This window comes from Streptomyces sp. AN091965 (assembly GCF_022698285.1).
Taxonomy (GTDB): domain Bacteria; phylum Actinomycetota; class Actinomycetes; order Streptomycetales; family Streptomycetaceae; genus Streptomyces.
In genome coordinates this window covers 2,106,117-2,126,335 of record NZ_JALDMY010000001.1, presented here as the reverse complement: position 1 = coordinate 2,126,335, position 20,219 = coordinate 2,106,117, and the positions used below count along the sequence as shown (strand labels likewise).

At 73.1% G+C, this 20,219-nt stretch carries 18 protein-coding genes; 8 read left to right on the top strand and 10 right to left on the bottom strand.

The window, feature by feature from the left end:
- The first annotated feature begins 16 nt into the window (after window positions 1–16).
- From MQV74_RS08490 to MQV74_RS08480, 3 genes are all read left to right on the top strand, one after another.
- Window positions 17–469, top strand: a complete 453-nt coding sequence (locus MQV74_RS08490; protein ID WP_242715439.1) for a PH domain-containing protein — start codon at window positions 17–19, stop codon at window positions 467–469.
- Between the two features lie 198 nt (window positions 470–667).
- Window positions 668–2,017 (top strand): hemolysin family protein, encoded by a 1,350-nt coding sequence (locus tag MQV74_RS08485; RefSeq protein ID WP_242715431.1) that lies wholly within the window; start codon window positions 668–670, stop codon window positions 2,015–2,017.
- Window positions 2,014–3,075 (top strand): hemolysin family protein, encoded by a 1,062-nt coding sequence (locus MQV74_RS08480; RefSeq protein WP_242715429.1) that lies wholly within the window; start codon window positions 2,014–2,016, stop codon window positions 3,073–3,075. The genes MQV74_RS08485 and MQV74_RS08480 overlap by 4 nt, the downstream gene beginning before the upstream one ends.
- A gap of 90 nt (window positions 3,076–3,165) precedes the next feature.
- Here the strand turns inward: MQV74_RS08480 and MQV74_RS08475 are convergent, their stop codons facing one another.
- Window positions 3,166–3,873, bottom strand: coding sequence for a response regulator (locus MQV74_RS08475; RefSeq protein WP_242715427.1), 708 nt, complete (start codon window positions 3,871–3,873; stop codon window positions 3,166–3,168).
- 345 nt (window positions 3,874–4,218) lie between these two features.
- On the opposite strand from MQV74_RS08475, the gene MQV74_RS08470 reads away from it, so the two are divergent.
- A complete protein-coding gene (locus tag MQV74_RS08470) occupies window positions 4,219–4,389 on the top strand; it encodes a hypothetical protein (protein ID WP_242715425.1) in 171 nt (56 codons plus the stop codon).
- 39 nt (window positions 4,390–4,428) lie between these two features.
- Here MQV74_RS08470 and MQV74_RS08465 read toward each other — a convergent pair whose 3' ends face one another.
- From MQV74_RS08465 to MQV74_RS08455, 3 genes are all read right to left on the bottom strand, one after another.
- On the bottom strand, window positions 4,429–6,390 hold the full coding sequence (locus MQV74_RS08465; protein ID WP_242715423.1) for a sensor histidine kinase: 1,962 nt from the start codon (window positions 6,388–6,390) through the stop codon (window positions 4,429–4,431).
- 126 nt (window positions 6,391–6,516) lie between these two features.
- Window positions 6,517–8,400: an AAA family ATPase gene (locus MQV74_RS08460; protein WP_242715421.1), complete on the bottom strand. Its 1,884-nt coding sequence runs from the start codon at window positions 8,398–8,400 to the stop codon at window positions 6,517–6,519.
- A 456-nt stretch (window positions 8,401–8,856) separates the two neighbouring features.
- Window positions 8,857–9,507 carry a uridine kinase family protein gene (locus MQV74_RS08455; RefSeq protein ID WP_242715418.1) on the bottom strand — a complete coding sequence of 217 codons (651 nt, stop codon included), beginning with the start codon at window positions 9,505–9,507 and terminating at the stop codon, window positions 8,857–8,859.
- Window positions 9,508–9,801: 294 nt separating this feature from the next.
- Here MQV74_RS08455 and MQV74_RS08450 point away from each other — a divergent pair, with 294 nt between their 5' ends.
- Window positions 9,802–11,148, top strand: a complete 1,347-nt coding sequence (locus MQV74_RS08450) for a peptidase C39 family protein (protein WP_374120598.1) — start codon at window positions 9,802–9,804, stop codon at window positions 11,146–11,148.
- Window positions 11,149–11,204: 56 nt separating this feature from the next.
- Here MQV74_RS08450 and MQV74_RS08445 read toward each other — a convergent pair whose 3' ends face one another.
- A complete protein-coding gene (locus MQV74_RS08445; protein WP_242715414.1) occupies window positions 11,205–12,689 on the bottom strand; it encodes a M1 family metallopeptidase in 1,485 nt (494 codons plus the stop codon).
- Between the two features lie 218 nt (window positions 12,690–12,907).
- Here MQV74_RS08445 and MQV74_RS08440 point away from each other — a divergent pair, with 218 nt between their 5' ends.
- On the top strand, window positions 12,908–13,090 hold the full coding sequence (locus MQV74_RS08440; RefSeq protein WP_242715412.1) for an SCO1431 family membrane protein: 183 nt from the start codon (window positions 12,908–12,910) through the stop codon (window positions 13,088–13,090).
- Here MQV74_RS08440 and MQV74_RS08435 read toward each other — a convergent pair.
- The 3 genes from MQV74_RS08435 to MQV74_RS08425 are packed head-to-tail and all read right to left on the bottom strand — an operon-like array spanning window position 13,068 to window position 15,523.
- A complete protein-coding gene (locus MQV74_RS08435) occupies window positions 13,068–13,982 on the bottom strand; it encodes a hypothetical protein (protein ID WP_242715410.1) in 915 nt (304 codons plus the stop codon). The two genes, MQV74_RS08440 and MQV74_RS08435, sit on opposite strands and share 23 nt — an antisense overlap.
- A gap of 21 nt (window positions 13,983–14,003) precedes the next feature.
- Entirely contained in the window at window positions 14,004–15,011 is a 1,008-nt protein-coding gene (locus MQV74_RS08430) for a DUF6114 domain-containing protein (RefSeq protein WP_242715408.1), read from the bottom strand.
- The gene (locus MQV74_RS08425) at window positions 15,002–15,523 is read right to left on the bottom strand and encodes a DUF6230 family protein (RefSeq protein WP_242728546.1); all 522 of its coding nucleotides are present in this window, start codon (window positions 15,521–15,523) and stop codon (window positions 15,002–15,004) included. Before MQV74_RS08425 ends, MQV74_RS08430 begins: the two co-directional genes overlap by 10 nt.
- A 257-nt stretch (window positions 15,524–15,780) precedes the next feature.
- On the opposite strand from MQV74_RS08425, the gene MQV74_RS08420 reads away from it, so the two are divergent.
- On the top strand, window positions 15,781–16,461 hold the full coding sequence (locus MQV74_RS08420) for a TetR/AcrR family transcriptional regulator (RefSeq protein ID WP_374120597.1): 681 nt from the start codon (window positions 15,781–15,783) through the stop codon (window positions 16,459–16,461).
- Between the two features lie 84 nt (window positions 16,462–16,545).
- On the opposite strand, the gene MQV74_RS08415 is transcribed toward MQV74_RS08420, so the two are convergent.
- Window positions 16,546–17,793, bottom strand: coding sequence for a glycoside hydrolase family 18 protein (locus MQV74_RS08415; RefSeq protein WP_242715404.1), 1,248 nt, complete (start codon window positions 17,791–17,793; stop codon window positions 16,546–16,548).
- Window positions 17,794–18,200: 407 nt separating this feature from the next.
- Between MQV74_RS08415 and MQV74_RS08410 the strand changes: the two genes are divergently transcribed.
- Window positions 18,201–19,373, top strand: a complete 1,173-nt coding sequence (locus MQV74_RS08410) for an acyl-CoA dehydrogenase family protein (RefSeq protein ID WP_242715402.1) — start codon at window positions 18,201–18,203, stop codon at window positions 19,371–19,373.
- Here the strand turns inward: MQV74_RS08410 and MQV74_RS08405 are convergent.
- Window positions 19,365–20,003, bottom strand: a complete 639-nt coding sequence (locus MQV74_RS08405; RefSeq protein ID WP_242729395.1) for a hypothetical protein — start codon at window positions 20,001–20,003, stop codon at window positions 19,365–19,367. The two genes, MQV74_RS08410 and MQV74_RS08405, sit on opposite strands and share 9 nt — an antisense overlap.
- Window positions 20,004–20,219 lie beyond the last annotated feature (216 nt).

Below are 20,219 nucleotides of genomic sequence, written 5' to 3'. Positions count from 1 at the left end.
ACAGGAAAGCACCGTCATGACTGAGTCCTCCGCCCCGCCCGCGCTCCCGGTCACCTTCCGGCCCGGGCGCACCCGGGCCGTGCTGCTCACCGCCGCCGCCGCGATCTTCGCGGTCCTGGTGGTGATCGCGGTGATCCTGCCCGACCTCAACCCGGGCGAGCGCATCAGCTTCGTCTTCACCGGAGCGCTGCTCTCCGGCGCTCTCGTGCTGCTCAGCAGGCCCAAGGTGATCGCCGACGAGTCCGGCGTCACCGTGGTCAACATCGCCACCCGGCGCCGGCTCGCCTGGGCCGAGATCGTCCAGGTCAACCTGCGCCCCGGCGACCCGTGGGTGTTCCTCAACCTCACCGACGGCACCAGCCTGCCCGCCCTCGGCATCCAGCCGGGCATCGCCAAGCAGCAGGCCATCAGCGACGCCCGGGCACTGCGTTCCCTGGCCGACGCGCGTTCGGGCAGCGAGCACGGCTGACCTCAGCGGGGGGTCCCGATTAACCTGGTGGCGGGGTAGGCCCGGTGTGCCGCCCCGCCCCTGCCGGGCCCGCGGCCCCCAGGGGCTCCTGCTATCCGAGGAGTGACTCCCTCCGGCGATGGACGGATCGTCCTGTAGTACCTGCGCCGCCCCCTCCCGACATACCGGGACCCGCGCACCGGGCGAGGCGGCGGCATCATGACCATCCCCCTGCTGCTCCTCGGAGCGGCCTTCCTGTTGATCCTCGCCAACGGCTTCTTCGTGGCGGCCGAGTTCGGCCTCGTCACCGTCGAGCGGCCCGACGCCGAGCAGGCGGCGGCCGACGGCGACCGCCGCGCCCGCAGGGTCGTGAGCTCCCTCAAGGAGCTGTCCTTCCAGCTGTCGGGCACCCAGCTCGGCATCACCCTCACCTCCCTCGTCGTCGGCATGCTCGCCGAACCGGCCCTCGCGCACCTGCTCGCGGGCCCGTTCACCGCCGCGGGCCTGCCCGAAGCGGCGGTTCCGGGGGTCTCCGTGGCCGTCGGCATGCTCCTGGCGTCCGCCGTGCAGATGGTGATCGGCGAGCTCGTGCCGAAGAACTGGGCGGTGTCCAAGCCGCTCCAGGTGGCCCGGTTCGTCGCGGGCCCGCAGCACGCCTTCGCGCGCCTGTTCCGCCCGGTGATCGCCGCGCTGAACGCCGTCGCCAACCGGCTCGTGCGCGCCCTCGGGGTCGAGCCCACCGAGGAGCTGGCCTCCGCCCGCACCCCCGGCGAACTGGTGTCGCTCGCCCGGCACTCGGCCCGCGCCGGTGCCCTGGAGCAGGACACCGCCGACCTGTTCGTCCGCACCCTGTCCCTCGGCGAGCTGACCGCGCAGCACGTGCTGACGCCGCGCGTGAAGGTCAGCGCGCTCCAGTCGTCCGCCACCGCCGAGGACGTGGTCAACCTGACCCGCGCCACCGGCCTGTCCCGCTTCCCGGTCTACCGCGAGCGGATCGACGAGGTCGTCGGCGTGGTCCACCTCAAGGACGCCCTGGCCGTGCCCGGCCACGCGCGGCTGCGCACACCCGTCAGCCGCATCGCCAAGCCGCCGCTGCTCGTCCCCGAGACGCTGCCCGTGCAGCCCCTCCTGGAGCGGCTGCGCAGCGAGCAGCCCATGGCCGTCGTCGTCGACGAGTACGGCGGCACGGCGGGCGTCGTCACCTTGGAGGACATCGTCGAGGAACTCGTCGGCGAGGTCCGCGACGAGCACGACCGCCAGGACCTGCCCGAACTCGCCGCGGCCCCGCCCGAGGACGGCCGCCCCGCCTGGGACGCCGACGGCGGCTGCCGCGTCGACACGCTCCAGCGCATAGGCCTCGACGTCCCCGAGGGCCCGTACGAGACGGTGGCCGGGCTCGTCGCCGACCTCCTCGGGCGCATCCCCGCGCCCGGCGACCGGGCCGAACTACCGGGCTGGCGGCTCGCGGTGCGCCAGGTCGGGCACTACCGTGCCGAGCGCGTGCGGCTCGTGCGGACCGCGGGGGCGCGGCCCGCCGGGGACAGGGCCGTCGCGGAGGCGGTGCGATGAGCGCCCTCCAACTCCTCCTGGCCCTCCTGCTCGTGCTCGCCAACGGCTTCTTCGTGGGGGCCGAGTTCGCGCTCGTCTCCGTGCGCCGCAGCCAGATCGAGCCGCTCGGCACGTCCCGGGCCCGGCAGGTCCTGTACGGTCTCGAGCACCTGCCGCAGATGATGGCCGCCGCCCAGTTCGGCATCACCGTCTGCTCGTTGACGCTCGGCGCGGTCGCCGAGCCGACCGTGGCGCACCTCCTGGAGCCGCTGTTCGAGGCGGCCCACCTGCCGGACGGCGTGATCCACCCCCTCGGGTACGTGATCGCGCTCGCGGTGGTCGTCTTCCTGCACCTCGTCATCGGCGAGATGGTCCCCAAGAACCTCGCGATGGCGGCGCCGGAGCGGACCGCGCTCTGGCTCAGCCCGGGTCTGGTCGCCTTCGCCCGGCTCTGCCGCCCGGTCACGGCCGCGCTCGGGGCCTGCGCCCGGGTGATCCTGCGGCTGTTCGGGGTCGAGCCCAAGGACGAGGTCGAGGCGGTCTTCACCAGCGTGCAGCTGGGCCGCCTGGTCGAGGACGCGGGCCAGGCCGGGCTGCTCGACCCGCAGGAGCAGGAGCGCCTGGAGGACGCCCTGGAGCTGGGCTCGCGCCCGGTCACCGACGTTCTGCTCGACAGCGCGTCCCTGGTCACCGTCGGCCCGTCGGTCACCCCCGACCAGGTGGTCGACCTCACCGCCCGCACCGGCTACTCCCGCTTCCCGGTCCGCGCGGAGAGCGGCGCCTTCATGGGCTATCTGCACGTCAAGGACGTCCTCGACCTGGAGGACACCGACCGTGCGGTGCCCCAGCACGTCTGGCACCAGATGACGACGCTGCGGGCCGAACTGCCCCTGGACGACGCCCTGTCGGTGATGCGACACGCCGCGACCCATCTGGCGCAGGTCGCCGACCCCTGCGGCCGGATCCTCGGCCTCGTGGCCCTGGAGGACGTCCTGGAACTCCTGGTGGGCGAGGTCAGGGACCCGGCCCACCGGGTGACGGTGCCACGGGCGACGAGAGGGACGGCACTGGTGGGCTGACCGACGCGCGGGCCGCACTCCTCAAGCGCCGGACGAGCGGCAACCAGCCCGTCCGGCGTTCGAGGACGAGCGCGCAGCGCGAAAACCCGTTCAGGCACCCTGCCCAAGGCCCGCGTCGCGGGCCCGCACGATGGCCGTGGCGCGGTCGGCGACCTGGAGCTTCACGAAGATCGCCGAGACGTGGTTGCTGATGGTCTTCGGCGCCAGCTGGAGCCTGCGGGCGATCGCCGGATTGGCCATGCCCGCGGCGATCAGGTCGAGGACCTCCAGCTCGCGCGCCGTCAGCTCCGGGAACGGCGAGCGCGCCGCGGCGTCCCGCGGCCGGGCCATCCACTCGGCCACGCGGCGGGCGATGCGCGGCCCGAAGATGGCCTCCCCGGCGGCCACGCAGCGGACCGCGCGGACGATCTCGTCCTGCGCCGCGCCCTTGAGGATGTAGCCGCGGGCGCCCGCCCGCATCGCCGCGAACACCGACTCGTCGTCCTCGAACATCGTCAGGACCAGCACCGCCGTGTCCGGCGCGGACGCGAGCACCTCCCGGGTCGCGCCGACCCCGTCGAGGTCCGGCATCTCCAGGTCGATGACGAGCACCCGGGGCCGGTGGAGGAGCGTCTCGCGCACGGCGTCGCGGCCGCCCGCCGCCTCGCCGACCACTCTGATGCCGTCGATGGACCCGAGCAGCGCCCGCAGGCCCCCGCGGACCACGGGGTGGTCGTCGGCCAGGACCACGGTCAGCTCACTGGACTCGGCGGGCGTCGTCAAGGCGCGGCTCCCAACGGCGGCGGTGCGTCCTGCCATGTCTACCCATCGTTCCGGACGCCGGACCCTCTGTCCTGGGCGCGGGCACCCGAATCGGCCGGGAGGACTTCCCGGTACGGCAAGGAGCACGGGCCCTGACCCGAAGGACCCGCACCGGACCATGCTGAGCCTGGAAACGGGGGGCTGTGCCGGGCCCGTGCCAGCGGGCCCGGCCGGCAAACGAAGCCCCGCAAAGCCGATGACCAGGCCCCGGAACGGAGGCACACCCGATGCGCCGGACACCTCCTCGCGGGGCACCGCCCTTGAGCCCGCCGGTCTGCATGTGCGCGGCCCGGCACGTGCTCGTTCCCACGAGCCCGCACCCCAAGGACAAGGAGAACGGCAATGCGCGACACACTCAAGGCAGTTGGCGTGGCGACCCTTGCCGCGGCGGCCCTCTGCGCCGGTTTCGCCGGGACAGCGGCGGCCGCGACGGGGGGAGGTGGTGCGGTCACGAGGGTGGTGGCCGCGGGTGAGTACGTCCACCACGCGTGGACACGGATCCTGTACGGCTGACGGAATCAGGGGCCTCAGCCGCACAGTGCCGCGCTGGTGCTAGCGGGACCGCAACGGCAGGACGGCGCTCACCTCCCCGCCCTCCGGACCGGACCGGCACCGGCACCAGCCGGCGAGCTCGGCGGCCCGCTCCGCCATCGTGGACATGCCCACCCCGGGCTGCCACGGCAGGGCGGACGGGCCGCCGTTGTCGGTGACCCGGATGCGCAGCGCGTCGTCGACGCGCAGCCGGACCAGGGCGTGGTCGGCCCGCGAGTGCCGGGCGGCGTTCGTCAGCGCCTCGGTCGCGATCCGGTAGGCCGCCACCTCGACCGCGGCCGGCAGCCGGGGGAGCCTGCCGGGCGCGTCGATGGTGATGGCGAGCGGCGCGCCGCCGACGCGGTGGCTGAGCCGCTCGGCCTGCCGGGCGAGGGCGGCCACCAGGCCCAGCTCGTCCAGGGCGGGCGGCCGCAGCCCCTCGACGAGACGGCGGATCTCGTCGATGGCGCCGCTCGCGTGCCCGCGCAACTGGTCGAGCAGGAGCTCGGCCGTGGCGGGGTCGGAGCGGATCAGATTGCGCACCGCGTCGGCGGTGAAGGCGAGTCCGGTGAGGGTGGGGCCGAGCCCGTCGTGCAGATCGCGGCGCAGCCGCCGGCGCTCCTCCTCGCGGGCCGACACCAGGCGTTCGCGCGAGGACTGGAGCTCCTCGGACAGGACGGTGGCCCGCACCGCCACCCCCAGCGGCACCACCAGGACCTGGAGGGTGCGCAGGTCCTCCGCGTCGAGCCGGGCCTGCCCCCGGCGGGTGCCCACGACCAGCTCGGCCTCCTTGGTGCCGGGCGCGGGCAGCGGCACCATCGCGCAGCCGGGCGGCGGGGTGCCGGAGGCCGCCACCGGGCGCCCTTCGAGGTGGAAGGCGGCGTACGGCAGGCGCAGCGCGTCGCGGACCGCGAGGAGCAGTCCGTCCAGGCCGGTCTCGGCGGTCAGCCGGGCGCCCAGCCGGTTGAGCGCGCGCACGGGGTCGGCCCGGTCGCCGTAGAGGAGCCGGTCGATGCCGTGCTGGAGCACGCCGCGCACGGGGTGGAAGGCGATCGCGACGGCGATGGCGACCAGCGCGGCCCCGCCGATGTGGAAGGTCTCGCGCAGCACCCGGTCTAGGAACAGGACCGCTGCCGTGTACACGCCGAGCACCCCGAGGGACAGCGCCATGTACAGCAGGGCGCGGGAGACCACCCACTGGATGTCCAGGACCTGCGGGCACAGGATCGCGACGGCGATCGCGATGGGCTGGGCGGTGATGAGGACCTGGAGCGCCTCCGCGTTCATGCCGAGCGGCCACCAGGGCACGGCGCAGAGCACGGCGAGCATCAGCCACAGCATCTGGCGGCGCAGCCGCTCGTCGCCCCAGCGGTAGCGCACTATCAGGGCGGCGAGGTCGATGAGCATGGGCACGAAGATGCCCAGGAGGTCGGTCTGCGCCCGGTACGGCTCCAGCGGCGGCCAGCTCAGGACCCGCAGATAGCCGGAGGGGCCGCCGAGCGCGTACGGCTCCGGCGTCGTCACGCTCCACAGCCAGAACAGGCCCCCGAGGGCGGCGGTGCCCCAGAGCACCGGCCGCCAGCGCGGGCCCGGGAGCTCCCCGGTGGGGAACAGCAGGAGCGCGAGCGGCACGAAGAGCCGCAGGCCCAGCGGCCAGGCGGCGAGGGCGAGGGTCACCAGGAGGCGGAGCGTCGCCGGGGCCCAGTCCTCGCGCAGGCCGAGGGCGAGGAGGCCGAGGCTCAGGACGGTCACGGCGTGCGCCGCGCCGCCGCCGAGCAGGAGCCAGCCGATGGGGTTGCGGGGGCGGCGCCAGGCCACGGCGACCCCGCAGGCGGCGAAGACGAGGGACAGCGTGGTGTCCGTGACGACGAAGCTGTCGGCGGCGAGCTGGAAGCTGAGCCCGCAGGCGATCCACAGGGCCACACCGGTTCCGGTGGCCGTCGTGACGGCGGCGAAGGATCCCCATGCCAGCCAGGTGGTCATCGTCGCGCACCCCCACCGTGTCCGCGCCCTTGTGGTCAGGGTCGCGGACTTCTGGCCAGGACCTGGACGCTTGGGCGGCAAATGCCCCTAAGGGGTGACAGGCGGGGCCGTTCCGCCCGGGTGCGCTCAGCCCGCTGTGGAGGGTCCCGTGGGGCCCCGGCCCGAGAGGACCTCGCCGTACGCCTGCATCAGGTCGGGCAGCCGCAGCGTCGCCAGGTCGGTGCGGGTCGGCTCGCCCGGATAGCCGGAGAGTCGCAGGTCGCGATAGGCGCAGCTCTTCTCGTAGAGGGTGCGCAGGAACCTTCCGTTGCCCAGTTCGTCGATCCAGGCCTGGTCGACGACGTGGCCGCTGATGGACCGCAGCTCGTCGAGGGCCTCCTCGTCCCACACGTCGCCGTTCTCACCGGCGAGCACCTCGCCGATCGCGGTGAGTTCGAGCGGGCGGTACGAGGGGAAGTCGACGCGGGTGGTGAAGCGCGAGGACAGGCCGGGGTTCGCGGCGAGCAGGCGGTCCATGCCCTCCGGGTAGCCGGCGAGGATCACCACGAGGTGGTCGCGGTTGTCCTCGGCCCGCTTCAGGAGCACTTGGAGCGCCTCGTCGCCGTACGCGTCGCCCTTGCCGTAGCCGGAGTTGGACAGGGCGTAGGCCTCGTCGACGAAGAGGACGCCGCCGATGGCGGAGTCGATGAGCTCGTTGGCCTTGACGGCGGTCTGTCCCAGGTACTCGCCGACCAGGTCGGCGCGCTGGGCCTCCACCAGGTGGTCGCCGCCGAGCAGGCCGAGCGCGTAGAAGACCCGGCCGAGGATGCGGGCCACGGTGGTCTTGCCGGTGCCGGAGGGGCCGGAGAAGACGAAGTGTCGTTTCGGCGGTTGCACGGGCAGGCCCTGGGCCGCCCGGAGCCGGGCCATGTTGAGCTGTGCCGACAGCGCCTTGACCTGCCGCTTGACGGGTTCGAGTCCGACCATGCGCTCCAGCTCGGCGATGGCCTGGGCGAGCAGTGCCGGGTCCGTGGGGCCGGGCGGCAGCTGCGGCGGCGGGGGCTTGACGGGGATGATCGCCTTCTCCCGCACGGTGTCGGCGGCGGGCGGGTCGGCGGGACCGGTGCCCGGCGGCAGATCGGGCTCGGTGACCTTCAGGTCGCGGCCCTCGGCGCCGAACAGGGCGTCCACGCCGTCGGGCGCGTCGAGCACGTCCTGGCCGAGGCCGGTGAGGGGGACGGCGGCGAGGTCGGTGCCGTCGTCGAAGCCGTCGCCCTCGGCGATGGCCGCGAGCCGCGCGGAGGTGTCCATGAAGGCGGGGTCGACGCGGTGCACCGCGCGGTACAGCGGCAGGGCGGCGGCGGACCTGCCGGTGCCCTCGTGCGCACGGGCCAGCCAGTAGCGCAGCTCCTTGCGCTGCGGCTGCTCGCTGCGGCAGCGCATCAGGGCGGCGGAGAGCAGCGGCTCCGCCTGGCCGTACATGTCGAGCCGGACCCGGGCCATGCCGCCGAACAGGCCCGCCTCGATGCCGAGCATCGGGTCGTCGATCAGCGGGTCGGTGTGTCGCACCAGCTGCTCCCAGTCCTTGACCAGGTAGGCGCGGCAGGCGTGCAGGAAGCGCACCTGGCTGTCGGTGTCGACGGGCGGCAGGCCCGCGAGCGCCCGGTCGAGCTCCGGGACGTGGCGGCCGTCCAGCCAGTGCGAGGCGTGCGCGAGCAGCAGGTCGCGGACGGACTCCAGGACGGGCTGGACCCACCAGCCGAGCCAGTACCAGGAGTTGAGGGTGCGGCCGTGCCGGGCGCGCTGCTCGCCGAAGCGGTCCCGGTGCTGGTACATGCGCAGGAGCGCCGTCGTCGTGTCGACGCGCAGCGCGTGCAGCCCGAGCCAGCCGTCCGCCATGCCCGGGTCGATGCGCACCGCGGCCCGGAACTCCTCCTCCGCCTGCGGATAGGCGCCCATCGTGTAGGCGTCGACCCCCCGCAGCCAGGCGAGGTCGGCCGGGGCGGCCCGGCCCTGCGTGCCGAAGTCCATCACGTCCCCCACAAGCCGTGCCCCCGTGTGTGTGCCACCGGGCCGCTGCCCGTCGGCGACCGATCTGAACCGCCTTGCTGCGGACGGGAGTTGACTCGGTGCGCGAAGCCGCCGTCCGTTTGGTCGCACCGAGAGGCATCGTACCTGCGGAGAGGTGCCCGGCCGTAGGGTGCGGGGGGCGCGGGATCGGGCGCGGAGGGAGCGGCAGCCGCCCTGGTGGGAGCGGGCGCGATGGTCACCCAGGGTGAGCGAATGGCGGCTCGTGGCGCCCGGCGGACGGGGTGTGCGGGCAGAACGAAGCCCCCGATCACGGGGGAACAACCGGGGGCTTCGCGTAGAGGGGCGACCCGAAAGGGCGCTCCTTGAGAACGTAAGTCCTGTAAGGCCCCCGGGTCAAGCAGAGTTGAGCCACTCACGGAAACTGGCCATGTGGTCGGAAACGGACTTCCCGAAGTTTCAGCGCGCTGCCGACGGGCCTTCACTCTGAGTCACTATTTTGGCGTCCGCTGCCGTCCCGGCGGGCCCCGTCAGCACCTCGTACCCCTGGGGCAACTGGCGTACCAGAAGCTCCGCGTACGGCCGCGACGGGTCTTCGGCGAAATGACGCCGCTCGGCGCCTTCCCAGCCGTCCCAGAAGTCGCGTTGTTCCGGTCCGTCCCGGTGGCGCCCGCGGGCCCAGGACTCGGCGTGCGGCAGCTCCATCCACAGCAGCCGCGCCAGGAACGGGCGTAGCACGCGGCGGCCCGCGCCGACACCCTCGACGAGGACGACGGGGGCGGCCGGCAGGGGGCGACTTGCAGGGCCGAAGCGGCGCGCGTGCCAGTCGTACGCCTCGTAATGCGCTGTTTCGCCCCGGGACAGCGGGTCGATGACCTGCTCCCGCAGCCGGTCCGTCCAGCCGAACAGGGCCTCGTGGCTCGCGATGTCGTCGAGCCGGAGCACCGGCGCGCCCCCGAGGGCGTCGGCGAGCCGCGAGGCGAACGTCGACTTGCCGGAGCCCGCGTGCCCGTCGACGGCGACGAGACGGACGGGACCGCAGGACGGGGGGAGCGCGCACAGCACACGGGCGAGGCGCGGGAGGGGGGTGGGGCGCCGGGTCATGGTCATCACCCGCCAGCCTAGGCCCCCGCCCCGATTTCCGAACAGTTGCGCGGTTCGGCGCGGCGTCGCAGGTCATACCAGTGGTGGAGGCCAATGTCGGTGGGTTTCGCCGCGGTTCGCTCCCTGGTGGAACCCGCCGTCGAGCGGCCATAGTTGGCGCACTGTCGTGCACCTGACGAGTCTGGTCCGGGCCGCGTCCCGGCGGGCCTCGTCCCCACGGGCTCCGCTCCGGGGCCCGTCACCGAAGCGTCCGGCTGGTGCCGGAACCCAATGCCGACTGGGGGCCCGATCATGGACAGCATGTCCCGCAGAACCATCCTCGTCGCCACGGCGGGCGCCGTGGCCGCGGCGGCGGCGGACCCCGCCGCCGCCCGCCCCCGTCCCCCGCGCGCCGACCGTCCGGTGGACAACCGCTTCTGGACCTCCCGCAAGGACTGGTCCGCCGGGGCGGCGGACGGCGTGCGCACCGTCGCCAAGCCCCGCGCCGGTGTCGAGCTGGCCAGGCCGGTCGGTACCGTCGCCTACGCCGACCCGCACACCGGCAGGACCACCACCTGGGAGTACGCCCGCTGGACCGGCCCCGTGCACCGCTCCGCCGTGCCCGGCACGGAGGTCATCGCCTCCTGGAACGCCCGCACGCCCCGCGGCACCTGGATCCAGGTCGAGGTGGAGGCCACCTACTCCGACGGCGCGAGGACGCCCTGGTACGTCCTCGGCCGCTGGACCTCCGGCGACGACCGGCAGGACCCGGCGGCCCCGGTCATCCGGCGCACCTCGGTCGACGGCCAGGAGGACGGCAGGTCGACCGTGTGGACGGACACCCTGTCCCTCGACGACACCACGACCGGCCTGCGCCTCGTCTCGTACCGGCTGCGCCTGACCCTGTACCGCGAGCCCGGGACCACGCTCACCCCCACGGTGTGGCGGCTCGGCGCGATGACGTCGGACGTGCCCGACCGCTTCACGGTGCCCGCGTCCGAGCCGGGCCACGCCGGGGAGCTCGCGGTGCCGCGCTACTCGCAGGAGATCCACAAGGGCCAGTACCCGGAGTACGACAACGGCGGCGAGGCCTGGTGCAGCCCCACCTCGTCCCAGATGATCCTGGAGTACTGGGGCCGCGGGCCCACGGCCGCGGACCTCGCCTGGGTCGACCCCTCCCTCGCCGACCCGCAGGTGTGCCACGCGGCCCGCTTCACCTACGACTACCAGTACGGCGGCTGCGGCAACTGGCCGTTCAACGCCGCCTACGCCGCGACGTACCGGGACATGCAGGGCGTCGTGACCCGGCTCGGGTCGCTCACCGACCTGGAGACGCTGATCGCCGCGGGCATCCCCGCCATCACGTCGCAGTCGTTCCTGAAGGAGGAGCTGACCGGCGCGGGCTACGGCACGGCGGGCCATCTGATGACGGTCGTCGGCTTCACCGCCGCCGGTGACGTGATCGCCAACGACCCGGCGTCGCCGAGCAACGCCGCGGTGCGGCGCGTGTACCGGCGGCGCGAGTGGGAGACGATCTGGCTGCGGACCAAGCGCAAGAACGCGCAGGGCAAGGTCGTCTCCGGCACCGGCGGCGTGTGCTACCTGTACTTCCCGCTGCGTCCTTCCAAGGCCCAGCTGGCCGCGCTCGCCGCGGTCGGCGTGCGCTGACGCGAAGGGCCCCGCCTCCGGGTACGTCCCGGAGGCGGGGCCCGCGGTCACGGCGCTCAGGTCGCCGGATCCACCACCCAGTCCGGGTGCCCGGGCATCGGCGGCGTCTTCGCCCCGTACAGCCACGGCTTGAGGAAGCCCTCCAGGTCCTCGCCCGCGACCCGCGAGGCCAGGTCGACGTAGTCCTGCGTGCTCGCGGCCTTTCCGCGGTACTGCGTGACCCAGGCCCGCTCGATCTTCTGGAAGGTCCGCTCGCCCACCTGCTCGCGCAGCGCGTACAGGACGAGCGCCGAGCCGTCGTAGCGCATGCGCTTGAAGAGGTTGGGCTCGGTGGGCTCGGCGGGCGCGCCGTAGTCCTTGCGCCACTGGTCGTGCGCCTTGTACGCGGCCTTCATGGCTTCCTCGAAGCTGGTGCCCCCGTGCTGCTCGGAGTACAGGCGCTCGTAGAAGCGGGCGTGGCCCTCGCTGACCCACAGATCGGACCAGCCCTTGAGCGCGACGCTGTCGCCGAACCACTGGTGGGTCAGCTCGTGGACCAGATTGCGCTCCGCGTCCACCTGGGTGCCGAGCAGATCGGCCTTGGGGACGAGCGAGAGGGTCTGGGTCTCCAGGGCGACGCCGAGGTCGGTGTCGCCGACGAGGATCCCGTAGCGGTTGAAGGGGTAGGGGCCGAGCTTCTCCTGGAGCCAGGCCAGGTGGTCCTCGGTGAGCTTGCGGTACTTCGCGGTCGGCTCGACGAGGGCGTCCGGCACCACGTCGCGGATCGGCAGCCCGCCCGGGCCCGTCCGCTCGTCGAGGGTGAACCTGCCGACGGCCAGCTGCACCAGCTGCGTGGACAGCGGCTGCTCGGAGTCGTACGTCCACTGCACCCGGTCGCCCGGCTTGGCGGTCTTGCCGACCAGCTTGCCGTTGGCGACGGCTGTCAGGTCCTTCGGCGTGGTGATGCGGAAGGTGATGGGGGCGTGCCGGCTGGGGTGGTCGTTGGCGGGGAAGATCAGCCGGGCGCCGTTGGGCTGGGGGTAGACCACCGTGCCGTCGGGCGTGGGGATCCAGCCGTAGTCCTCGATGGCGTCGTCGCGGTGGCGGACCTGGGTGGGGTCGGCGGTGTAGGTCACCTTCACGGTGAAGGAGCGGCCCTTGGCCAGCGGCGCCTTGGGCGTGACGGTCAGCTCGTCGCCCGCGCGCGAGGTGCCCGCGGCCCTGCCGTCGACGGTGACCGCGTGCAGGGTGTTGCCGCCGAAGTCGAGGTTGAAGCGGGAAAGGGACTGGGTGGCGGTGGCCTTGATGGTCGCGGTCGCCGCGAACGGCGTCTTGGGCGCCTGCCAGTCGAAGTCAAGGAGGTAGCGGTCGACCTGGTAGCCGCCGTTGCCGTCGAGCGGGAACATCGGGTCGCCGAGGCCCGGGGCGCCGGGCGACGGCTTGGCCTCGGGGGCCGAGGCGGAGGTGGCGTACGAGACCGGTCCGGTGAGGGCGGCCGCCACGGTCACGGCCGCCGCCAGGGCGAGCCGCGCTCTGCGGCGGGGCGTCGGGAACGTACTCATCGGAAACCCTTCGGTCGATGGTGCGTGGACGTACGAGTACGACCGGTGGCGCGCGGACGTACGCCGACTTAGACGCACGGCGCGGGGTCCGAGTTGTGGGGTGACCAACGTCTCGCCCGATACGAGTGATTTCGCTGGCATGGTGGAGGGGGCAGTGGGAGGGGCCACTGTCGGCCAGTGGGGGGACACCACTGCCGGACGACGTATCGAGAGTTGCCATGACCGCGAGCTCCGCCACCGCCACCGTTCTCCAGGCCCACGAGGGGCTCCAGGCCCGTGCGGGGCTCAGGGCCCGCACCGGCGGCCCCAAGGAGGACGGGCCCAAGCTCCTGGAGCACCTCCTCGGCTGGACGCTCGTCGTCGTGCTCGCGATGCTCGTCACCCGGACCGGTCTGATGTGACCCCGGCCACGCCCGTGGCGGCGCTCGCGTCGAGGTCCGCCCGCCAGTGCCGGTGGACCACGCCCACCAGGCCGTAGAGCCGCCGTACGGGCGAACGCCGCGGCAGCAGGACGACGCCCGCGAGCACCGCGAACAGCGGCAGGCCCAGGAGGGCCCCGAGCAGCCGCACCAGCGCGCTCGCGGCCACGGCGCCGAGGAACGGCAGGCCGTGGACCCCCGCCGCCGCGATCGCCACGGCCAGGACGCGGTGCACCTTGCGGTCCTCGTCCGCGCCGGGCAGCGACCAGCCTTCGAGCAGCCAGCCGATCTCAGTGAGCAGCATGGTGCCGATGACGGCCGCGCCGAAGACGAGCAGGGCGAGGAACGTGCCGGAGGTCAGGAAGTCCAGGGCGTTGTTCACCACGCTGTCCTGCGGCCAGTCGGCCCAGTCGCGGGCCCCGGGGGAGAGGAACCGCTCGTACCCGGTGCCGTCCCAGCCGTGCACCAGCGTGCCGAACAGCAGGAAGTAGCCGCCCACGCACTGGAGGTAGGCCCAGTAGCCCGCGCCCACCAGGACCAGGACCTGCGCCGCGAGGAACCCGAGGACCGCCGCCACCGGGATGCCGCCCGCGTAGAGCAGGACGAAGCCCGCCCACACCCCGCCGTGCCCGTCGGCGACGTGCATGGTCGCCCAGGACGGGTTCTGCCACAGCACGAAGAGCCCCGTCGGCACCATGAGCACGGCCGCGAAGAGCAGGGTGAGCGCCAGATAGGGGTTGGCGGCACGGCTGCGGGTGCGCGGGCCCTCGCCGGCGTTGAGCCGCTCCCACACCTGGAGCTGGCGCCCCGCGGCGAGCGCGAAGGTCGCGCCCACCGCGTACGCCCAGAACAGCGCTGCCTGGATCTGGATCACGATGACCTCCCAGGTGGCCTCTCAGGGGTGCGCCCGCAGGCTGAGCCCGCCCGCGGTGATCACGTCCGAGGTGACCAGGGCCTGCTCGGCGCTCACGTCGGTCATGAAGACGAACGGCGGCACCAGCGGCGGCACCGGAAGCCGGTCGGGCGTGAACGTCAGGCAGAGCAGGCCCTCGATGCAGCCCTTGAACTTGGTCAGATACAGGGTGACCTTGCCGCTCAGGTCCAAGGTGTCGGCGCCCAGCGCGAGTTCGCGGCCGCCGTCGCGGGTGCGCAGCCGGTAGTCGGTGAGGGAGGCCGCGTTCATGTGCAGCACCATCACCTTCAACGGCCCGTCGGCGGTGGGGATGTCGCGCACGCCCGCGACGATGAAGCCCTTCGGCGCGAAGAGCGTCGTCGTGATGGTCGGCGGCGTCCGCGCCGCCACCACGGGCCCGTCGCCGGGCGCCCGCGGGGCCGCCTGCGCCCCGCCCGCGGCCCCGCTGACGGGGACGGCCTTCGCCGGGGCGGCGCCCCACAACGCCGCCCCGGCGAGGACCACCGGAAGCAGCACGGCGAGGGTCCGCGTGCCCTGCCCGTCACGGAGCCCGGGGCGCCGCGCCTCCTCCTGGCCGTCCTCGGGCACCGGCGTCCACCCGAAGCCCATCGCGCTGCCCACGATGCCGAGCAGCATGCCGACCAGGAAGCCGCCGAGGTTGGTCGCCGCGAACGACAGGACCGACAGGATCAGCGCGTTGACGGACACGTAGTGGTGCGCCTGCGGCAGCAGCCACAGGAAAAGACCGGCGACCATCAGCGCGATCCCGATGCCGATCGCGGCGATCCCGCCGAGCCCGAGGCTCACCAGGACCGTCAGCGGCGACAGCGGCACGACCAGGAGCTCCGCGCCGCCCAGGACGAGCAGCAGGCCGCCCCAGAACGGGCGGGTGCGCCGCCATCCGCGGACCGCCCGGCGCACCTCCCGCAGCGGCAGCCGTTCGTCGAGCCAGCCGCCCTCGCGCGGCGCGCCCGGCCCGCTCAGAAGCACTTCTTGCCGTCCAGGCTGACGTCCACGCGCATGCCCTTGAGGCGGAAGTTGCCGCCGGTGGCCGACCAGGCGTGCGACCTGACCCCGGACACCTCGATGTCCCCCGCCTGGAGGCCGAACTTGCCCTTGTCGCCCTTGACCCCGGGCACCTCGTCGAGCGTGGAGGCGTCCCGGCCGATCTGGGCGGTGCCGAAGCGGGCGTCGCCGACGAGGTCCTCGGCGTCGATGATCAGATTGCTCGCGGTGACCTTGCCCGCGTCGCCGCCCGCCGTCAGTTTGAACACCACCGTGCCCAGCGGCGTCTTGACCGAGGCGGACTGACAGATGTCGGACAGGGTGGCGTCGCCGATGCCGAGCAGCGCCACCGGGTGGCCCTTGCCGTCGACGCTCCGGTCGGTCTCCACATAGCTGGCCAGGCCCTGGCTCGACAGCTTGCCGGACGAGACCTGGAAGCTGGTGCCGGAGACCGCGAAGGACGCGGCGAGCGCGCCCTCCGCCATGATCGACGCCATCGCGCCGACCGCGACGAACGCGGGCAGCGCGATGACGGCCGTCTTCTTCCAGTTGGTTCTGCCCTCGGGGGCGGCCCCCGCTGTGGGCCGCTTGGATGCGCTCACTGTCTTCCTCCCGTACGAGTCAGCCGTACCGCGGGTGCGTCAGGGGGAGTGCGTTACAGGGCGCCGTCGGGAGGGCCGCGCCGTTCCGGGCAGGCGGCGAGGGTCTGCCATACTGCGGCCCATCCCAAGGCAGTTGGAGACTAGGGCCGAAATTGAATAATAGTCAACAGCGCGGTAGCGACCGTTCCACCGACGCTGACCGCCCGCAGGCACGCGGCACCGACCGCTCCATGGCGCGCCGCGCCGAACTCATCACCATCGGCCGGAAGCTGTTCGCCGACACGTCCTACGACGCGCTCTCGATGGACGACATCGCGAGACAGGCGCGGGTCGCCAAGGGGCTGATCTACTACTACTTCAAGTCCAAACGCGGGTACTACCTGGCGATCATCGAGGACTCGGTGGCCGACCTCGTGCAGCGGGCGGCCGGGGACACCGAACTCCCGCCCGTGGAGCGGGTGCACCGCACCATCGACGGCTATCTGCGCTACGCCGAGCACCACCAGGCGGCCTACCGCACGATCGTCAGCGGCGGCGTGGGCTTCGACGCCGAGGTGCACGCCATCCGCGACGGTGTGCGCGAGGCGATGGTCGGCACGATCGCCGAGGGCGCGTACGGCCGCAGCGCGGTCCCGGCGCTCGCGCGCACGGCGCTGCTCGGCTGGCTGTGCAGCGTCGAGGGAATCACCCTCGACTGGATCGGCCGCGGCGGCGGGGCGGACGAGCGGGAGCTGCCCCGGGACACGGTGCGCGAGCTGCTGGTGCGCACGCTCCGTGAAACCCTGAACGTCATCGAGGAGTTCGAGCCCGAGTGCCCGGCACCGCCGCCGTGAGATGAGGTCCGCGACCCTGTCGCCGTGACACGACGAAGGGGCGGGAGCCCGCCGGCTCCCGCCCCGATCACCCGCTGTGGACGGCTAGTTGATGGCCTTGATCAGCTCGCCGTTCGAGGTGTCACCGCTGAGCTCCCAGAAGAAGGTGCCTCCCAGGCCCTGCTGGTTCTTGTAGCTCATCTTCCCGGCGATGGTGGCCGGGGTGTCGTAGCTCCACCAGTTGGTGCCGCAGTGCGCGTACGCGGTCCCGCCGACCGTGCCGTTGGCCGGGCACTTGGTCTTGAGCACCTTGTAGTCGTCGATGCCCTGCTCGTACGTGCCCTGCGCGGGCCCCGTCGCGGTGCCGCCCGGCGCCTTCTGGGTGACGCCGGTCCAGCCGCGGCCGTAGAAGCCGATGCCGAGCAGCAGCTTGTCCGCCGGGATGCCGAGGCCCTTGAGCTTGGCGATCGTCGCCTGAGAGTTCCAGTCGGCCTTGGGGATGCCGGGGTAGGAGGTCAGCGGCGAGTGGGGTGCCGTCGGCCCCTTGGCCTCCCAGGCGCCGAAGAAGTCGTACGTCATCGGGTTGTACCAGTCGACGTACTGAGCGGCGCCCGCGTAGTCCGCGGCGTCGATCTTGCCGCCGGACGAGGCGTCGGCCGGGATGGCGGCCGTGACCAGGTTCTTCGAGCCGAACTTGGCGCGCACCGCGGACATCAGGTTCTTGTACGCGGCCCGGCCGCTGGTGTCACAGCTCAGACCGCAGGCGTTGGGGTACTCCCAGTCGATGTCGATGCCGTCGAAGACATCGGCCCACTTGGAGTTCTCGACCAGGTCGTAGCAGGACTGGGCGAAGGCCTGCGGGTTCTTGGCGGCCTCGGTGAAGCCGCCGGACCAGGTCCAGCCGCCGAAGGACCACAGGATCTTGAGGTCGGGATGCTTCTTCTTCAGCTTGCGCAGCTGGTTGAAGTTGCCGCGCAGCGGCTGGTCCCAGGTGTCGGCCACGCCGTCGACGCTCTGGTCGGCGGAGTAGGCCTTGTCGGTCGCGGCGTAGGCGTCGCCCATCGTGCACTTGCCGCCCTGGACGTTGCCGAAGGCGTAGTTGATGTGCGTGAGCTTGTTGGCGGAGCCCGACGTCTCGACGTTCTTGACGTGGTAGTTCCGGCCGTAGACGCCCCATTCGGTGAAGTAGCCGACGACGCGTGAGCCCGCCTGGGCCTCGGCGGCCCTGGGGGCGGAGCTCTGGTCGGCCGTGGCGGTGCCCGCACCGGCGAGCAGGCCCGCGCCCAGGACGGCGGTACAGGCGGTGGCCACGAGCGCCCTGAGGCGGGCGCGGGGACGGTGTGGTCTTGGCATCGCTGTCTCCTCGTGGGGGAAGAGGGGAGCTAGGGGGATGGTGCTGTTGACCAAAGAACAGTCGCGCTTTGAATTGGCATGAACGCGAAGGATTCCGTGCCGCTGGACTCTAGGGAGGACTAGACCATTGCGTCAATGGTTCGGACCAATTCCCGTTCTCCTCGGCCCTCGTGGCGGGTGCCCGCGCGCCCCGTGGCGTGGCTGATTCGAAGATCGGAAAGCGGCCGGGAGAACCCGTGACGCCATGCCGCCGATCGGGCATACTCGACGCGCCACAGTCGCTGGTCAGCAGCTTCCGCGATCCGGAAGGGCAGCATCGGCGTGGCAGTGTCCCGGCGGCGTCGTCACACCCTGTGCGTGCGCCCGTTGCAAGCCCCCGACAGGGGAACAGGGGAGAGGAGAGCGGGATGCCCGACGGAGCCGTGCAGCCGGTGGAGCGCCAACTGCCCACGGAGGAGGCCCAGGACCTGCTGGCACTGGTCCGCGAGCTGGTCCAGCGGGAGATCGCCCCGCACGCGGCCGACGAGGAGGCCGCGGGACGCTTCCCGCGCGAACTCTTCGCGCTGCTCTCGGAGTCGGGCCTGCTCGGACTCCCCTACGACTCCGCGTTCGGCGGCGGCGACCAGCCCTACGAGGTGTACCTCCAGGTCCTCGAGGAACTGGCCGCGGCCCGCCTCACGGTCGGCCTCGGCGTCAGCGTGCACTCCCTGTCCTGCCACGCCCTCGCGGGCTACGGCACCAAGGAGCAGCGGGCCGAGCACCTGCCGCGGATGCTGGGCGGCAAACTCCTCGGCGCCTACTGCCTGTCGGAGCCGTCCTCCGGCTCCGACGCGGCCTCGCTGCGCACCAAGGCGGTGCGCGACGGCGACGACTGGGTCCTCACCGGCACGAAGGCCTGGATCACGCACGGCGGCGTCGCCGACTTCTACACCGTGCTCGCCCGCACCGGCGGCGAGGGCGCCAAGGGCGTCACGGCCTTCCTGGTGCCCGGCGACGCGCCGGGCCTCTCGGCGGCCGTCCCGGAGAAGAAGATGGGCATGAACGGCTCGCCCACGGCGCAGCTCCACTTCGACGGGGTCCGCGTGCCCGACGCCCGCCGCCTCGGCGACGAGGGGCAGGGCTTCGCGATCGCGCTGTCCGCGCTGGACTCGGGGCGGCTCGGGATCGCGGCGTGCGCGATCGGCGTGGCCCAGGCGGCGCTGGACGAGGCCCTGACGTACGCGACCGAGCGCCGGCAGTTCGGGCGGCCCATCGCCGACTTCCAGGGCCTGCGCTTCATGCTCGCCGACATGGCGACGCAGATCGAGGCGGGCCGGGCGCTGTATCTGGCCGCGGCCCGGCTGCGGGACGCGGGCAAGCCGTTCTCCAAGCAGGCCGCGATGGCCAAACTCCTGTGCACCGACGCCGCGATGAAGGTCACGACGGACGCCGTGCAGGTCCTGGGCGGCTACGGCTACACCGCCGACTTCCCGGTCGAGCGCTATATGCGCGAGGCCAAGGTGCTCCAGATCGTGGAGGGCACCAACCAGATCCAGCGCATGGTCATCGCCCGCCACCTCGCGGGCCCCGACTCACGCTGATCCGGGCCGCAGGCCGAAGGAGCTCTGCGGGGCGGGACTGATCAGCAGCCGGGGGTCCGGCCCTGCCGGGCGGGCGTCCCGCTCCGCGTCCGGCTCCGGGCCGGGATCCGGGGGGACCGGCGGGACCTGCGGGCGCCGGGCCCGGCCGTAGGGCTCGTGGCCACCGATGGGCAGGGTGTCGTCACCGGCGCCGCGCGCGCCGTACGGGGAGCCCCGGCCCGTCTCGTAGCGCGTGCCGGGCGCCAGGTCGTAGGAGGAGCCGAAGGCCGTGTCCTGGCCCGTCCCGAAGTGGTCCGTGAACTGGCCGCTCGGCGCGGGCGGGGCCGCGAGCCGCACCCACTCGGGGTCGTGGCGCCCCGGCAGCGTCCGGCCGCGGTCGGCCCACTGGCGGAGCAGCGTCCGGTAGATCGGCGGGTCCTGGGGCGGCGCGGGCTGCGGCGGGGGAGGGGACGGCTGGTGCTGCGGGGAGTAGCCGGATGGTGCGTACGAGGTCTGGGGGGAGTACGGGGCCTGGTGTGAGTACGGCTGCTGCTGTGCGTAGGGGGATCGGTGAGGAACCGATTCTGCGATGGGGGGATGCGACGCCGGCGTGCGGCGGTGCTGGCCTGCCGGAGCATGTGTGGGGGTCATGTCCGGCCAACGCGCGGCCCCGTGGCCAGGTCACCATCGGGTCGAATCGAGAGTGCGTTCAGGGTCCGCCGCCGCGCGGCGCGCGCGTCGCACCGCACCAGCGCCGCCGTACGCGGCGGCACGCCGTCGCAGTCGCACGCGCCGACGGCGCCTCGCACGCCCGCCACCCGGGTCGCGCGCGCCCGGTGCTGACACGTGTATGGCCCCCGCACGGCA

What these genes read in the sequence shown, in the direction of transcription:
- MQV74_RS08490 (WP_242715439.1), top strand. Translation starts at nt 17, where the DNA reads ATGACTGAGTCCTCCGCCCCGCCCGCGCTCCCGGTCACCTTCCGGCCC.
- MQV74_RS08485 (WP_242715431.1), top strand. Translation starts at nt 668, where the DNA reads ATGACCATCCCCCTGCTGCTCCTCGGAGCGGCCTTCCTGTTGATCCTC.
- MQV74_RS08480 (WP_242715429.1), top strand. Translation starts at nt 2,014, where the DNA reads ATGAGCGCCCTCCAACTCCTCCTGGCCCTCCTGCTCGTGCTCGCCAAC.
- MQV74_RS08475 (WP_242715427.1), bottom strand. Translation starts at nt 3,873, where the DNA reads ATGGCAGGACGCACCGCCGCCGTTGGGAGCCGCGCCTTGACGACGCCC.
- MQV74_RS08470 (WP_242715425.1), top strand. Translation starts at nt 4,219, where the DNA reads ATGCGCGACACACTCAAGGCAGTTGGCGTGGCGACCCTTGCCGCGGCG.
- MQV74_RS08465 (WP_242715423.1), bottom strand. Translation starts at nt 6,390, where the DNA reads ATGACCACCTGGCTGGCATGGGGATCCTTCGCCGCCGTCACGACGGCC.
- MQV74_RS08460 (WP_242715421.1), bottom strand. Translation starts at nt 8,400, where the DNA reads ATGGACTTCGGCACGCAGGGCCGGGCCGCCCCGGCCGACCTCGCCTGG.
- MQV74_RS08455 (WP_242715418.1), bottom strand. Translation starts at nt 9,507, where the DNA reads ATGACCATGACCCGGCGCCCCACCCCCCTCCCGCGCCTCGCCCGTGTG.
- MQV74_RS08450 (WP_374120598.1), top strand. Translation starts at nt 9,802, where the DNA reads ATGTCCCGCAGAACCATCCTCGTCGCCACGGCGGGCGCCGTGGCCGCG.
- MQV74_RS08445 (WP_242715414.1), bottom strand. Translation starts at nt 12,689, where the DNA reads ATGAGTACGTTCCCGACGCCCCGCCGCAGAGCGCGGCTCGCCCTGGCG.
- MQV74_RS08440 (WP_242715412.1), top strand. Translation starts at nt 12,908, where the DNA reads ATGACCGCGAGCTCCGCCACCGCCACCGTTCTCCAGGCCCACGAGGGG.
- MQV74_RS08425 (WP_242728546.1), bottom strand. Translation starts at nt 15,523, where the DNA reads ATGGCGTCGATCATGGCGGAGGGCGCGCTCGCCGCGTCCTTCGCGGTC.
- MQV74_RS08415 (WP_242715404.1), bottom strand. Translation starts at nt 17,793, where the DNA reads ATGCCAAGACCACACCGTCCCCGCGCCCGCCTCAGGGCGCTCGTGGCC.
- MQV74_RS08410 (WP_242715402.1), top strand. Translation starts at nt 18,201, where the DNA reads ATGCCCGACGGAGCCGTGCAGCCGGTGGAGCGCCAACTGCCCACGGAG.
- MQV74_RS08405 (WP_242729395.1), bottom strand. Translation starts at nt 20,003, where the DNA reads ATGACCCCCACACATGCTCCGGCAGGCCAGCACCGCCGCACGCCGGCG.